The sequence below is a fragment of the Streptomyces sp. TP-A0356 genome (assembly GCF_001417775.1).
In the GTDB taxonomy this organism is placed as follows: domain Bacteria; phylum Actinomycetota; class Actinomycetes; order Streptomycetales; family Streptomycetaceae; genus Streptomyces.
Genome location: NZ_BBZJ01000012.1, coordinates 347440 through 362167, shown reverse-complemented (window position 1 = coordinate 362167; position 14728 = coordinate 347440). Strand labels below are relative to the sequence as shown.

The following is a 14728-nucleotide window of genomic DNA, read 5'->3' as shown; positions in this document are numbered from 1 at the left end:
CACCCAGGGCAGAACGCCGGTCCCTTCCCGTCGCGTTCTCCGTCCCTAGGCTGAAGGGGTGAGCAATCATGCGCCGAACGAGGCCCGCGTCATTCCGCTGCGTCCGCAGACCGCGCCGCCGTCCGCCGGAGCGGCGCCCCGAACTCCGCAGCAGCCGGGGCGGACGCCACCGGCCCCCGCCCCCAGGGAGCCCCTGTGGCGCGACCTGGTCGGGGATGTGCTGCGGCGCGAGCGGCTCGCCCAGGAGCGCACGCTCAAGGACGTCGCGGAGGCGGCCCGGATCTCGATGCCGTACCTGTCCGAGCTGGAGCGCGGCCGCAAGGAGGCCTCCTCCGAGGTCCTCGCGGCCGCCGCCCAGGCCCTCGGACTCGGCCTGGGCGACCTGCTCTCGCTCGCCCAGGACGAGTTGTCCCGGTGCGCCCGGACCCGGGTGGGCCGGGGCCGTCCGTCGCCGACGGCGCAGTACGACGGTCTGTGCCTCGCCGCCTGACCGGCTCGCGGACGTCCGGCTTCCGGCGTGCCGGGGTCAGACGAACGCGAGCCGTCGGCTCAGCACTTCGTCGGCCAGCCCGTACGCGACGGCCTCCTCGGCGGTGAACACCTTGTCCCGGTCCATGTCCGCGCGCAGGGTCGCCACGTCGTGGTGCGTGTGCCGGGAGAGGACGTTCTCCACCTGGGCGCGGATGCGGACCATCTCCTTGGCCTGGAGGCTCAGGTCGGAGACCGTGCCCTGCCGCCCCCCGCTGGCCGGCTGGCCGAGCAGCACCCGGGCGTGCTGGAGCACGAACCGCCGCCCGGGGTCCCCGCCGGCCAGCAGCACCGCCGCCGTGGAAGCGGCCTGCCCCACGCAGAACGTGGAGATCGGGGCCTGAACGAACGTCATCGTGTCGTAGATCGCCATCAGGGAGGTGAACGAACCCCCGGGCGAGTTGATGTAGAGCGCGATCTCGTGATCCGGGTTCGCCGACTCCAGATGCAGGAGTTGCGCGATGACGACGTTCGCGACCCCGTCGTCGATCTCGGTGCCGAGGAAGATGATCCGTTCGTTGAGCAGCCGGCTGAAGACGTCGTAGGACCGCTCGCCCTGCGCGGTCCGCTCGACGACGTACGGAACCGTGTACGACCCCATGTCACAGCCCCATCCGCCGGCGCGAGGCGGCCGGGCGGACGTCGGCGAGCGACTCCACGACCCGGTCCACCATCCCGTACTCCCTGGCCTGCTCGGCCGTGAACCAGCGGTCCCGGTCCCCGTCCCGCGCGATGGTCTCCTCGCTCTGTCCGGTGTGCTCGGCGGTGATCCGCTCGATGGTCCTCTTGGTGAACTCCAGGTTCTCCGCCTGGATCTCGATGTCGGCGGTGGTGCCGCCGATGCCCGCCGACGGCTGGTGCATCATGATCCGGGCGTTCGGCAGGGCGAACCGCTTGCCGCGTGTCCCCACGGTGAGCAGGAACTGTCCCATGCTGGCGGCGAAGCCCATCGCCAGCGTCGACACGTCGTTGGGGATGAGCCGCATGGTGTCGTAGATGGCGAGCCCCGCGGTGACGGACCCGCCAGGGCTGTTGACGTACAGGCTGATGTCGGTGCGCGGGTCCTCGGCCGACAACACGAGCAGTTGCGCGCACACCCGGTTCGCCGACACCTCGTCGACCTGGGTGCCCAGGAGGACGATGCGCTGGGCCAGCAACTGGGCGGCGAGGTGGTCGTCGAAGCGGCTGGGTGGGGTGTCGCCCTCCTCCGCGCGGAGCGAGAGCGTGGTGGGTGGAGTCATCGGATCTCCTTGTCGGGCACGGATGCAGTCCTGGCACGGATGCCGTCGACTCCACTGTCGACCTCGGGCGTCCCCTGGACGAGGGTTCTCTGCCCGCGGCAGATTCGCCACGGGCAGAGGCCGGGCTCAGCCCTTCTCGCGCAACTGCCGGAAGAAGGCCCGGACGTCGTCGACCAGCAGATCGGGCTCCTCCATCGCGGCGAAGTGCCCGCCGCGGTCGAACTCCGTCCAGCGCACGATGTTCTCGGTGCGCTCCGCCTTGTGCCGCAGCGGGACCTGCAGTTCCGCCGGGAAGACGGCGAGGGCGGTCGGCGCCGTGGAGGGCTCGGTCGGGGCGGCGGCCCGGCCCCGGGCATGCGCCCGCTCGTAGTAGATCCGGGCCGCCGAACCGGCGGTCCCGGTCAGCCAGTACAGCATCACGTTGGTGAGCAGCCGGTCCCGGTCGACGGCCTCCTCGGGCAGCTCCTCCGAGTCCGTCCACTCCCTGAACTTCTCCACGATCCAGGCGAGTTGGCCCACCGGCGAGTCGGTGAGGGCGTAGGCCAGCGTCTGTGGCCGGGTGGCCTGCAGGATCGCGTATCCGGCTCCGTCGCGCTGCCACTCCTCCCAGCGGCGCCAGGAGACGAGCGTGCGCTCCCGCTCCTCGGGGCTCAGCGCGCTCAGCTCCTCGGGTGTCGGTTCGGAGGTCGCCTGCGCGCCCGGAAGCAGGTTGAGGTGGACGCCGATCACCCGGTCCGGGTGTGCGCGGCCCAGTTCACGGGAGATCCCCGCTCCCCAGTCCCCGCCCTGCGCGCCGAACCGCCGGTAGCCGAGCCGGTCCATCAGCTCCGCCCATGCGTCGGCGACCCGGCCCGCCTCCCAGCCGGTGTCCCGGGTGGGCCCGGACAGTCCGAACCCGGGGATGCCCGGCACCACCACATGGAACGCGTCGGCGGGGTCGCCGCCGTGGGCGGCCGGGTCGGTGAGCGGCCCGACGACGTCGAGGAACTCCACGATCGAGCCCGGCCAGCCATGCGTGATGATGAGCGGGGTGGCGTCCGGCTCCGGGGAGCGGATGTGGGCGAAGTGGATGTGCGCCCCGTCCACCTCCGTCGTGAACTGCGGCCACTCATTCAGCCGCGCCTCGGCGGCCCGCCAGTCGTAGTCGTGGCGCCAGTACCGCACGAGCTCCCGCAGATAGTCGCGGGGGACCCCGTACGCCCACCCCACTCCGGGCAGTTCGTCCGGCCAGCGGGTGCGGTCGAGGCGGTCGCGCAGATCGTCGAGGTCGCGCTGGGGGATCGCGAGACGGAAGGGCCGGATGCTCTCGGTGGTCGATGACGTCATGGTCGGGATGCTAGTTGGAGGCGGTGGCAGCGCCGTCCGAATCGATCCGGTGCGCGACCGATGAGTTTCGGCGCGAGGATCGGTCGACACAGGTGACCGCTCCCACTGCTCCAGGAGGTACTCATGGCCAGCGAAGGATTCACCACCTGTCTCTGGTTCGACGGCCAGGCCGAGGAGGCCGCGCACTACTACGTCTCGGTGTTCAAGAACTCCAGCATCGGGCGGATCGGCCGTTACACCGAGGCCGGTCCCGGTCCCGCCGGCTCCGTGATCGCCGTCGACTTCGTGGCAAACGGCCACAAGTTCATCGCGTTGAACGGCGGCCCGCAGTACACGTTCAACGAGGCGATCTCCTTCCAGATCTACTGCGACGGCCAGGAGGAGGTCGACTACTACTGGAACAAGCTCACCGAGGGCGGCGGCGAGCCCGGCCCCTGCGGCTGGCTCAAGGACAGGTACGGCGTGTCCTGGCAGATCATCCCGGACGGGCTCATCGACATGATCGGTGACCCGGACCCCGAGAAGGCGGCTCGCACCACGCGGGCGATGCTCTCGATGGGCAAGCTCGACATCGCCGCCCTGGAGAAGGCGTACGCGGGCGAGTAGCGGGGGAGCGGGGCCGCTTCACACAAGCAGCGGCCCCGTCCACGCTCATGTCGTCGTCAGTCCAGGTGTGCGGCGACGGTCCGGGAGATCTCGCGGGCGATGCGCAGGATGCCCGGCGAGCGGACCGGGCACGGCTTCGGCGTCGAGGTCGTCGGAGCCAGGCAGAAGTGCAGGTGGTCGTCGTCCCGGTGCAGGGCGGTGCGGTCGCGGGAAGGCTGGGTGCAGTACTCCGTGTGCTCGTGCTCGTACGCGGTGCACGGCAGGTACTGCGCCCAGGTGTAGCGCCCGGAGGCCGGACTGACCGTCCCGCCCGCGTCGGAGACGAGGTCGCCGGAGACGCGGGCCTGCTTCTCGTACGTCTCGTCCACGCGCCGGACCCGGTCGGGGGTGATCGGATCCGGTCCCTGCAACACCCAGACGATCCGGGGCCGTCGGGCGCCGCCCGCCGCGGCGATCTGTTCGGTCAGCTTCGCCGCGTCCGCGGCGTACCGCGCGAAGTACGCGGCTCGCGCCGAGGCGTAGGTGATCCCGTCCATACAGGGCGTGTAGCCCCAGGAGTTGCCCCAGAACTGGAGCACCACGAAATCCGGGTGCGTCGCGCGCACCAGCGCTGCCGCCTTGTCCGCGGCCGGCACGAGTGACCTGCCCGTGCTGCCCTCCAGGTAGTCGCACAGGGTGGTGCCCGAGAACGGGGCACTCGTGTACGTCGCCCGCAGCTCGCTCCGCAGCCGCTGTCCCAGCACGTTCTGGTTCTCCATGGCGATCGAGTCGCCCAGGTAGAGCACCGTGGGAGCCTTCGCGGGTGCGGTGCCGGGCGTGGCCGCCGCGCGTATGCGTGCCGTCGGCGAGGCACCGGACATCTCGGGGATCGGTGGCGCGGCCTCGGGCCCGGACGACGGGTCCCCGCACGCGCCGAGCAGCAGCCCGGCCACCAGCATCCCCACCATCCACCGTTCCCGCATGCCGCAACTCCCGCCCCGACCGCCGAAAGGGCTCCCCAGGCAAGCACGGCCGGGCCCAGGGGGGAAGGCGTACGACGGCCATGACGGGGCCGGTGTCCGCCTCCCGCCCCGCCTGCCCGCCGGGAGGCACCCGCGCTACGCCGCCCGGAGCAGTCCCGTCACCGGTGGGGGTCGCCCCGGATGACTCCACGGCCCCGTTCCGGTAGCCGTGGAACATGCGCTTCGTCGGCGAACTGGACCGGCGGCTGTTCACCCGGGTCGCCGCCGCTCATGTGCCCGGCGCCGATCGCGTGCTCACCCGGCTGAGCCGCTCGGCCGACCACGGCCTGTTGTGGCTGGGCATGGCCGGCTGCCTCGCCGCGCTCGGCGGCCGCACCGCCCGGCGCGCCGCCCTGCGCGGGACCGGTTCGCTCGTGCTCGCCTCGCTCACCGTGAACACCTTCGTCAAGTGGACCGCCCGGCGCCCGAGGCCGGTCCTCGTGCCGGTGCCGTCGATCCGTCGTCTCACCCGCCAGCCCCACACGACCTCCTTCCCCTCCGGCCACTCCGCATCGGCCGCGGCCTTCGCCACCGGCGTCGCCCTCGAATCGACCCGATACGGTGCGCTGGTCGCCCCGGTCGCCGCGGCCGTCGCCTTCTCGCGGGTCTACGTCGGCGTGCACTACCCGGGGGACGTCCTGGCCGGGGTGGCCATCGGCGCCGGGGCCGCGCTGCTCACCTGCCGCTCGTGGCCGCCGCGCCAGGTGAACCCCGAGCGTGAGCGGCCACCGGCGCAAGCTCCCGCCCTGCCCGAGGGTGAGGGGCTGGTGGTCTTCGTCAACAGCCGCGCCGGAACGGCGGGCCCGGCCGCCGCGCTGCCGCCCGCCGCCCTTCTCGCCGAACTCCTGCCCCGGGCGGAACTCGTCGAGTGCGGGCCGGAGGACGACTTCGCCACGCTGCTCGACCGGGCCGTGCACCGCGCGGCCGAACGCGGCGGCGCACTCGGCGTGTACGGCGGCGACGGCACGGTCAACGCGGCGGCCCGGGCGGCGGCTCCCCACGGGTTGGCCCTCGCGGTGTTCCCGGGCGGCACCCTCAACCACTTCGCCCTCGACGTCGGCGTGCCGCACTTCGAGGACACCGCGGACGCCGTCGTCCGCGGCGAGGCGGTCGCCGTGGACATCGCGGTCGCCGCACCCATGACGGGCCGGGGCCCCCGCGCCGATCCCATCGAGTTCCTGAACACCTTCAGCATCGGCCTCTACCCCGACCTGGTCCAACTCCGTGAACGACTGGAGCGGCGCTGGGGCAAGTGGCCGGCCGCGGCCGTGGCGCTCATCCGGGTGTTGCGCACCGCGACCCCCGTCGAACTGAGCCTCAACGGCCGTCCGCGCCGGCTGTGGCTGCTGTTCGCCGGAAACTGCCGCTATGTCCCCGATGGATTCGCGCCCGCCTTCCGGCCGCGCCTCGACGACGGGCTGCTCGAGCTGCGCATGGTCGACGGCGACCACCGCCTGGCCCGTACCCGGGTGGTCGTCGCGGCGCTCGCGGGTGCCCTCGGCCGCTCCCGGGTCTACCACGCCGAGCGGGTGTCCTGGGTGCGGGCCGAGGGCCTCAGGGGCACGGACACCTTCGCGTACGACGGTGAAGTCGCTCCCGCCACCGACGCGTTGCTGCTGGAGAAGCGGCACCGCGCACTCGTCGTCTACCGGCCGGTCGTCCAGGGCAACGAGATCGCCCAGCAGGCACGGCTCGCCGCGGCGGCGGCCCGCCACCGCGGCAGGGAGAGGGGCCGCCCTCTCCCTGCGGACGGCGGCCCCTCGGACTCGGAGAACTGATCACATGTGGACGACCCGGGCGCCCTCGGGGTCGGGCTGCTGTGTACCGCGGCGGTAGAGCAGGAACGCGATGACCGCGCCCACGGCGAACAGACCCGCCGACCACCAGAACGCGGTGGTGTAGCTCTCGATGGTCGCCTGCGTCCGGACCAGCTTGTCGGCCGGGTTCTTCCCGGCGAGGTAGTCCGTGGCGGCACCGGCCGCCAGCGTGTTCAGCAGCGCCGTACCGATCGAACCGCCCACCTGCTGCATCGCGTTGACCGTCGCCGAGGCGACACCCGCGTCCTCCGCCGCCACCGCGCCGGTGGCGAGCTGCATGGCCGACGGCATCACCAGGCCGAGGCCCACGCCGATCACGACCAGCTGCGGCAGCACCGCGCTCGCGTAGTGCGAGCCGAGACCGATACCGGTCAGCCAGGCCATGCCGGCCGTCGCGACGGCGAAGCCCAGCGGGATGACGGCCTTCGGACCGATCCGCGGCAGCAGCACCGTAGTGCCCAGCTGCGCCGTCATCATCAGCGCCCCGACCATCGGCAGGAACGCCACACCGGTCTTCGTCGGGCTGAATCCGAGGTTCAGTTGCAGGTAGTAGGTGAGGAAGAGGAACACGCCGAACATGCCGGCGCCGGTGATCAGCACCGCGAGGTAGGAGGCCGCGCGGTTCCGGTCGAGCAGGACACGCAGGGGCAGCAGCGGGTGCGCGGCCCGGGTCTGCCACCAGGCGAAGGCAGCGAGCAGCACGCCGCCCGCGAGCAGGAAGCCCCAGGTCAGCGGCGAACCCCAGTGGTGCGCATCCGCGTTGGAGAAGCCGTAGACGAGCGAGAAGAGACCGCCTGCCACCAGGACCGTGCCCGGCACGTCCAGCTTGGCGCCCGCGGCGTCGCGGTGGTTGCCGAGCAGCGTCCAGCCGCCCGCGAAGGCGACGACGGCGATGGCGACGTTGACGTACAGCGTCCAGCGCCAGTCGAGCGCGTCGGTGAGCAGACCGCCGAGCAGCAGGCCGACCGCGCCACCGGCGCCCGCGATCGCGCCGTACACGCTGAAGGCCCTTGCCCGCTCACGGGCGTCGGTGAACGTCGTGTTCAGCAGCGACAGCGCGGCCGGTGCGAGCAGTGCGCCGAAGACGCCCTGCAGGGCGCGGGCGGTGACCAGCATCCCGAAGCCGGTCGCGGCACCGCCGAGGGCCGAGGCCGCCGCGAATCCGACGACGCCGACGAGGAAGGCGGGCTTGCGCCCGAACAGATCCGCGAGCCGTCCGCCGAGCAGCAGCAGGGAGGCGAACGCCAGCGCGTACGCGGTCACGATCCACTGCCGGCCCGCGTCGGAGAAGCCCAGGTCCGCCTGGGCGGACGGCAGGGCGATGTTCACGATGGTGGCGTCCAGCACCACCATCAGCTGCGCGATCGCGATGACCGCGAGGATCCACCACCGCTTCGGCGAAGCCGTCGGCGGTGCGTCCACGGCGCCGGAGAGGGTGCCGTCCTTCACCGTCTGGGACATCTGAGAACCACTCCCGGGAGAGTCGTCGGGTTGCGAGCTGTAAACGAAACTGTTTCGTACCGTTGTAGCATAGGCGGGTTTCCGCGAAACGGCAACGTTTCGATAGAGGAGTTGCCAGGGGGCCGGCGAGCCGTCGTCGCGCTGTTCCTGGAGCGGCCGCGGCCCGTCGGTGAGATCGTCGAGGCATCGGACGACCCCGAAGAACCCTCCGCGAAGGACTGATCCGCCATGGCCGCCGACCTCACCGGCATGTACCTCACCCTTGACGACGGCCGTCGCGCCGTCCGCTTCAGCCGCGTGTACGACCTCCCGATCGACCGCGTCTGGCGGTTCGTCACCGACCCCGACGAGCTCGCGCAGTGGTTCCCGTCCCGCGCCGAGTTCGACCTGCGCCCCGGCGGCACCGTCAGGTTCAGCGGCGACCCGAACATGCCCGAGTCGACCGGCACGGTCATCGCCGTCGACCCGCCTCGGCACCTGTCCTTCGAGTGGGGTGGCGACGAGGTGCGCTTCGACCTGGAGGAGCTGGACGACAAGAGCACCCGCTTCACACTCACCAACGTCCTGGCTGAGCAGAACACCGCCGCCCGCAACAGCGCCGGCTGGGAGGTGTGCCTCCGGGCCCTGGACGCCAAGGCCCGCGGCGAACGCTTCGAGGGCCCGCACGCCGGGGCCAACGCCCCCTGGAAGGAGTACTACGAGGGCTACGTCGCGGCCGGAGTCCCCTCGGGCGCGCCCATCCCCGGCGCAGGTGCCTGACGGCTCACGCCATCTGACGGCGCACCAGCTCGTGCAGGCGCCCGTTCGTGTCCGCGAGGAGCTGCGCGGGCGGGCCCTGCTGGGCGACCCTGCCGTCCTCCATCACGATGACGCGGTCCGCGTCCAGCACCGTGGACAGACGGTGGGCGATCACGATCCGGGTGGCGTTCAGGGCGCGGGTGCTCTCGATCACCCGGCGCTGGGTCTCGTTGTCCAGCGCACTGGTCGCCTCGTCGAAGAACAGGATGCGCGGCCGGCGGATCAGTGCCTGAGCGATCATCAGCCGCTGGCGCTGTCCGCCGGAGATCGCGCCGCTGCCCTGGACGATGGTGTGCAGACCCATCGGCATCCGCTTGATGTCCTCGGCGAGGCCCGCCATCTCGGCCGCCGCCATCGCCTCCTCCGGCGTGTACGGCTCGGTGCCGCAGATGACGTCCAGGATCGAACCGTTGAACGGCTGCGCGTGCTGGAGCACCACCCCGCACTGACGGCGTACCGCCGACTGGTCGAGCGCCCCGAGATCCTGGCCGTCGTACAGGACACTGCCCGAGACCGGCTTGTCGAAGCCGATCAGCAGACGCAGCAGGGTGGACTTGCCACAGCCGCTCGGACCCACGATGGCCACGAACTCGCCCGCCTTCACCTCGAAGGACACGTCGTCGAGCACCAGGGGACCGTCGTCGGCGTACCGGAACGAGACCCTGCGCGCCTCGATGGCGCCGGACAGGACACCGGGGCGGGTGCTCGCCGTGCGCACCTCGGGCGCCGCGTCCAGCACCGGCCTGATCTCCTCGAACAGCGGCAGCGCCGCCACCGCCGAGACGAACGCGCCGGTCAGCTGGGTGACCGAGGTCAGCAGCATGGTCACCGACGTGTTGAAGGTGAGGAAGTCGGCGGCTGACAGCGAGCCCTTCGCCGGACCCGCGAGAAGCATGAACAGCACCAGTGAGCACAGCGGAAGATAGACGGCGCCCAGCACCGTCGTGAGGTTCTTGATCCGGCCGACCCTCTGCTGCAGCTCGCGGCTGCGCGCGAACTCGCGCGCCCAGGCGGCGTACGCGTAGTTCTCGGCCGCCGCGACCCGCAGCTTGGGCAGACCACGCAGCGTCTGGAACGCCTGGTTGTTCAGCTTGTTGCTGAGCTGGACCAGCCGCCGCTGCCACCGCACCTGCCACAGCCCCAGCCCCAGGAAGACGGCGGCGATGACGACGAGCATGCCGATCGCGGCCAGCGCCATGGGCACGTTGTACCAGAGCAGCAGTCCCAGGTTCATCGCACCCACCGTCACCGACTGGGCGACCACCGGACCGACACCGGCCAGCAGCCGACGGATGGCGCTGATGCCCATCGCCGCGCTGGCCAGCTCACCGGTGGAGCGTTCGGCGAAGAACTTCGTCGGCAGCCTCAGCAGACGGTCCCAGACCGCCGGCTGGAGGGTCGCCTCGATCCGTCCCTCCAGGCGCAGGATGGTCAGGTTCTCCAGCAGCATGAACGCCGCCGCCACCACGCTGGTGACCATGAGCGCGAGGCAGACCTGGACGATCAGCCCCTCCTGCGCCCTCGGCACGTACTCGCCGAGTACCTTTCCGGTGGCGATGGGCACCAGAGCGCCGATGGCGACGGTCACCAGACCGCTGAGCAGCAGCCCCAGCAGATCGCCGCCCGTGCCGCGCATGCTGAACCGCAGCAGGCTGAGCGGGCTGAGCCGCTGATCGGGCAGCGGACGGTAGAACATCACGGCCCGCGGTTCGAACTCGGCCGAGTTCGCCTTCTCGATCGGCGTCTCGCGCCCCGACGACGGCTGCACCGCCACATAGCCGCCGCGCCGCCACAGCAGCGCGACCGGCGCGCCCGACAGGGCCCGGTGGCCCACCAGCGGGCCGACGTCGTCATGCCACCAGCGCCCGTCGAGCCGTACGGCCCGCGTGCGGACGCGGGAGGCGATCGCGATGCGCTCGACCGGGTCGAGCCGGTCGTTCTCGGTGCCGCTCTGCGCGGGCTCGGCGAGCGCGATCCCGGCGGCGCGCGCCACCAGCCTGCACGCCGCGTACGTGGCGTCGGCGTCGGCGGCCGTCGTGCGCTGCGCGGACGACTTGCCGATCGAGGCGAGCAGCGTGCGGTCGGCCTGGGCGCGGACCGCCTCGCCCGCCCTGATACCCGCCGCCGTACGGGTCTCGTGGCTGCGCTCCAACTGCTCGATCCACCGGTCCAGGACTGCCAGGAGCCGGTACTGCTGGTCCACCATGCCCTGCCAGACGGCCGGGTCCATCAGCAGATCGGCCGCGGCCTCGGCGCCGTACATCGAGCCGTACTGGACGCTGCCCGGCGGCACCTGCATCCAGAACACGTCGTCGTCGGTGATGTCGGCGGCCCGTTCTGTGGCCATCGGTGCCTGGAAGAGGATCGACAGGCCCCGGCCGACGCCCAGGGCGAGCGCGTACTCCAGCGGGCTCGTCTGCGGCGGCACGTACTGCGGATTGCCGTACTCGTCGTACGACCAGGTCTGCGTGTCGACGGGCTGGTACAGCTCGCGCAGCTGGATGCGGCGCACCAGGCAGTCGCGTACCGGCCGGGCCACCAGCGTGTGCTGGGGGCCGGCGACCGGGCCGAGCAGCAGGGAGCCCGCCTCGAGTCGGCCGAGGTGGTGCCAGTGGCCCTGCACGGAGGCGTCCACCGCGAACAGGTCCAGCGCGCCGGAGGCGACCAGCCACAGCACCTGCGGGCCCTCCAGGTCCAGCCGGCTCAGGCCCGAGCAGTCGACCGGGGTGCCCATCTGGCCCAGGGCGTTGAGGACGAGGTCGCCCTCGTGCACCGTCGTCATCTCACCGCTCCCTGACCAGCTCGGCGTACGCCCCGCCGGCCGCCACCAGGGCGTCGTGCCGCCCGCGTTCCACGATCGTGCCGTGCTGGAGCACGACGATCTCGTCGCTGTCGCGCACGGTGCTCAGCCGGTGCGCGATCACCACGCACGCGCAGCCGCGCTTGCGCAGGTTGTCGATCACGGTCTGCTCGGTCTCCGCGTCCAGGGCGCTGGTCACCTCGTCGAGGACCAGGATGCTGGGATCGCGCACCAACGCCCGTGCGATCTCCAGGCGTTGGCGTTGCCCGCCGGAGAAGTTCCGTCCGTCCTGCTCGACCCGGCTGCGGATGCCGCCCGGACGCCGCGTCACGACGTCGTACAGGGCCGCGTCCCGGAGCGCCGCGATCACCGCGTCGTCCGGGATCGAGGGGTCCCACAGCGCCACGTTGTCGCGGACCGTGCCCTCGAAGAGGAAGACGTCCTGGTCGACGAAGGAGACGGAGGCGGCCAGCGCACCGCGCGGAATGTCCTCCAGGCGCTGCCCGTCGATGCGGATCACGCCCTCCCAGGGGGCGTACAGACCCGAGATCAGCCGGGAGACCGTGGACTTGCCGCTGCCGGAGCCGCCGACCAGCGCCACCTGCTGGCCCGGTCCGACCGTCAGGCTGAAGCCGCTCAGCAGCGGCTTGTCGAGCGGGCTGTAGCCGAACGTGATGTTCTCCAGCTCCACATGGCCGTGCAGCCGGCGGGTCGACTCCGCGCCGCCGGAGCGGCCGTAGAGCGGGTCGGCCTGGAAGTTCTCCACGTCCTTGAGGCGGGCCACGTCCGCCGCGAAGTCCTGGATGCGGCCCGCGACGCCGTTGAGCCGGGTGATCGGCGCGGTGAAGCGGGTCACCAGCGCCTGGAAGGCGACCAGTAGACCCACCGAGATGTGGCCCTCGACCGCCCGCAGACCGCCGATCCACAGGATCAGCGCGCTGTTGAGCGTGGCGAGCGTCGGCGCGACCACGCCCAGCCAGGCGCTCGGCACGCCGAGCCGTTGCTGCTCCTCCAGCGTGGTGGCGTGCTGCCCCGCCCACTTGCGGAAGTAGCCGTCCTCGCCGCCGGTCGCCTTCATCGTCTCGATCAACTGCAGACCGGTGTAGGCAGTGTTGGTGAGGCGCGCGTTGTCCGCGCGCAGCTTCGCGGTGCGGGTCGCCCGCAGCCGTACGACGACCCGCATCGCCACCACGTTCAGCAGCGCGACGCCGATGCCGACGAACGTGAGCTGCGGGTCGTACGTGTACAGCAGCACCGCGTACAGCACGACGACGACCGCGTCGACGCCCGCCGCGGCGAGGTCGCGGGCCAGGGTCTCGGCGACCGCGTCGTTGGACTGCAGCCGCTGCACCAGGTCGGCCGGGCTGCGCTGGGCGAAGAACGTCACCGGCAGCCGCAGCAGATGCCGCAGGAAGCGGGCGCTGGAGAGCGTCGAGGAGATGATCCGGCCGCGCAGCAGGTTCGCCTGCTGCAGCCAGGTCAGCACGACGGTGAGCAGCACACAGGCGGCCATCGACGTGAACAGCACACCCAGCAGGGAGGTCTGCCCGCCGATCAGGAACATGTCGATGTAGGTCCGGCTCAGCGCGGGCAGCGCGGCACCGACCGCAACCAGCAGGAGGCTCGCCAGAACGGCGGCGGGCATCGTGCCCGACGTGCCGCGCAGCCGGGCCGGCATGGCGCCCAGGACGCCCGGCCTGCGGCCGCCCCGGGTGAAGCCCTCACCCGGCTCCATCACCAGGACGACCCCGGTGAAGCTGGTGTCGAAGTCCTCCATCGGGACGAAGCGGCGGCCCTTGCCGGGGTCGTTGACGTACACGCCGCGGCGGCCGAAGCGGCGGCCCATCCCGTCGTAGACGACGTAGTGGTTGAACTCCCAGAACAGGATCGCGGGCGCCTTCACCTCGGCGAGGGCGGCCGTGTCCATCTGCATGCCCTTGGCCGTCAGACCGTAACTGCGGGCCGCCTTGAGGAGGTTGCTGGCGCGCGAGCCGTCGCGGGAGACACCGCAGGCGATGCGCAGCTCTTCGAGTGGGATGTGCCGACCGTAGTGGCCGAGCACCATGGCGAGGGAGGCGGCACCGCACTCCACGGCCTCCATCTGCAGCACCGTGGGGGTGCGGACGTTCTTCCGCCTGCCCTTGGGCACGGTGCGTTTCGGTGGCGCGGCACGGCGTCTGCCCCGTACCGGAGGCAGGGTGTCCTGGGGAGCGGTCACGGCAGCAGCCAATCGATGGGACGCTGATCGGCCAGACGGATCGAACCCGTGGCCAGGGTCATGGAGGTGAGGGTGAACGGCGGACCGTCAGCGGTCGACCAGCGGTAGCCGCTCTTCGTGCCGGACGACGTGTCGAGCTTCACCAGCACGGCGACCGGCCGGCCCTTCTTGGTGAACTGCTCGCCCAGCTGGCTGTCCCCGAGGAAGGCGGCGATCTGCTGCGGCGACTGGGCCGTGCGGTCCACGGACGTCACCCGGCCGCGCAACACCCCGTACTCCTGGGTGGGCACCGACTGGACGGTGAGGTCGACGGATGCGTTCGCGGGAACGGAGGCGGCGTTCTCGGCGGGGACGTACACCGTCGCGTACAGCGGGTCGGAAGCGTGGGCGACCTTCTCCACCGCGGCGACGTTGGCCCCGGTCTGGATGATCTGACCGATGGTGGCGGCGAGCGCGGTGACACGGCCCGCGGCGACCGTGCGGACCACCGAGTCGCCCCGGCCCGTCCGCACCTTGAGAACGGGCGAGTCCGCGGGCAGCCGATCGCCCTCCTTGGCAAGGATGGCGGTGACCTGCCCGGCCACCGGGCTCTGCAGGATGTAACTGCCCTCCCCGTGCGTGAGGATGGCGGGCGCGCTGACCGTGGAGGCCACCGACCCGGTGACGGCCCATACAGACGCGGCGGCCATGGCGGCCACCGTCACGGTGAGCACGAGCCAGCCCTGGGGACGGGCGAAACGCACCGGGAGGTCGAGCTCCTCGGGCGACTGCAGCTTGGCGAGGGCCTGTTGGCGGAACTGCACGGAACTTCCCTCACCTGCGGGTGACAGAGGGCCGGCTCGGACGAGCCGGGTGAACTACGGCGTGCGACGCGGCGGCGAGCCGCACGTTTCACGGCATCCGAGAGTCCCGGAACCGGGAGACGGTTCCGG

Annotated in this window: 12 protein-coding genes; 4 read left to right on the top strand and 8 right to left on the bottom strand. The window is 71.8% G+C overall.

Translation table 11 applies throughout. The features are described from left to right. Nucleotides 1-58 precede the first annotated feature (58 nt). On the top strand, nt 59-490 hold the full coding sequence (locus ASC56_RS01640) for a helix-turn-helix domain-containing protein (protein ID WP_055489288.1): 432 nt from the start codon (nt 59-61) through the stop codon (nt 488-490). Between the two features lie 36 nt (nt 491-526). On the opposite strand, the gene ASC56_RS01635 is transcribed toward ASC56_RS01640, so the two are convergent. The 3 genes from ASC56_RS01635 to ASC56_RS01625 form a co-directional block, all read right to left on the bottom strand. Continuing rightward, nucleotides 527-1129, bottom strand: a complete 603-nt coding sequence (locus ASC56_RS01635; protein ID WP_055489287.1) for a ClpP family protease — start codon at nt 1127-1129, stop codon at nt 527-529. Nucleotide 1130: 1 nt separating this feature from the next. Continuing rightward, nucleotides 1131-1769, bottom strand: coding sequence for an ATP-dependent Clp protease proteolytic subunit (locus tag ASC56_RS01630; RefSeq protein ID WP_055489286.1), 639 nt, complete (start codon nt 1767-1769; stop codon nt 1131-1133). Between the two features lie 126 nt (nt 1770-1895). Then, on the bottom strand, nt 1896-3095 hold the full coding sequence (locus ASC56_RS01625) for an epoxide hydrolase family protein (RefSeq protein WP_055489285.1): 1200 nt from the start codon (nt 3093-3095) through the stop codon (nt 1896-1898). A gap of 123 nt (nt 3096-3218) precedes the next feature. On the opposite strand from ASC56_RS01625, the gene ASC56_RS01620 reads away from it, so the two are divergent. Next, a complete protein-coding gene (locus tag ASC56_RS01620) occupies nt 3219-3701 on the top strand; it encodes a VOC family protein (protein ID WP_055489284.1) in 483 nt (160 codons plus the stop codon). A 56-nt stretch (nt 3702-3757) separates the two neighbouring features. Here ASC56_RS01620 and ASC56_RS01615 read toward each other — a convergent pair whose 3' ends face one another. After that, entirely contained in the window at nt 3758-4663 is a 906-nt protein-coding gene (locus tag ASC56_RS01615; RefSeq protein ID WP_055489283.1) for a hypothetical protein, read from the bottom strand. A 215-nt stretch (nt 4664-4878) separates the two neighbouring features. On the opposite strand from ASC56_RS01615, the gene ASC56_RS01610 reads away from it, so the two are divergent. Further along, nucleotides 4879-6480 carry a bifunctional phosphatase PAP2/diacylglycerol kinase family protein gene (locus ASC56_RS01610; RefSeq protein WP_055489282.1) on the top strand — a complete coding sequence of 534 codons (1602 nt, stop codon included), beginning with the start codon at nt 4879-4881 and terminating at the stop codon, nt 6478-6480. Here the strand turns inward: ASC56_RS01610 and ASC56_RS01605 are convergent, their stop codons facing one another. Beyond that, on the bottom strand, nt 6481-7980 hold the full coding sequence (locus tag ASC56_RS01605; protein ID WP_055489281.1) for an MFS transporter: 1500 nt from the start codon (nt 7978-7980) through the stop codon (nt 6481-6483). A gap of 228 nt (nt 7981-8208) precedes the next feature. Here ASC56_RS01605 and ASC56_RS01600 point away from each other — a divergent pair, with 228 nt between their 5' ends. Continuing rightward, the gene (locus ASC56_RS01600; RefSeq protein ID WP_055489280.1) at nt 8209-8739 is read left to right on the top strand and encodes an SRPBCC family protein; all 531 of its coding nucleotides are present in this window, start codon (nt 8209-8211) and stop codon (nt 8737-8739) included. Between the two features lie 4 nt (nt 8740-8743). On the opposite strand, the gene ASC56_RS01595 is transcribed toward ASC56_RS01600, so the two are convergent. The 3 genes from ASC56_RS01595 to ASC56_RS01585 are packed head-to-tail and all read right to left on the bottom strand — an operon-like array spanning nt 8744 to nt 14599. Continuing rightward, nucleotides 8744-11560, bottom strand: coding sequence for an NHLP bacteriocin export ABC transporter permease/ATPase subunit (locus tag ASC56_RS01595; protein ID WP_055489279.1), 2817 nt, complete (start codon nt 11558-11560; stop codon nt 8744-8746). A gap of 1 nt (nt 11561) precedes the next feature. After that, nucleotides 11562-13796 carry an NHLP family bacteriocin export ABC transporter peptidase/permease/ATPase subunit gene (locus tag ASC56_RS01590; RefSeq protein ID WP_055489278.1) on the bottom strand — a complete coding sequence of 745 codons (2235 nt, stop codon included), beginning with the start codon at nt 13794-13796 and terminating at the stop codon, nt 11562-11564. After that, nucleotides 13793-14599 (bottom strand): HlyD family efflux transporter periplasmic adaptor subunit, encoded by an 807-nt coding sequence (locus ASC56_RS01585; protein ID WP_055489277.1) that lies wholly within the window; start codon nt 14597-14599, stop codon nt 13793-13795. Before ASC56_RS01585 ends, ASC56_RS01590 begins: the two co-directional genes overlap by 4 nt. Between the last annotated feature and the right edge of the window lie 129 nt (nt 14600-14728).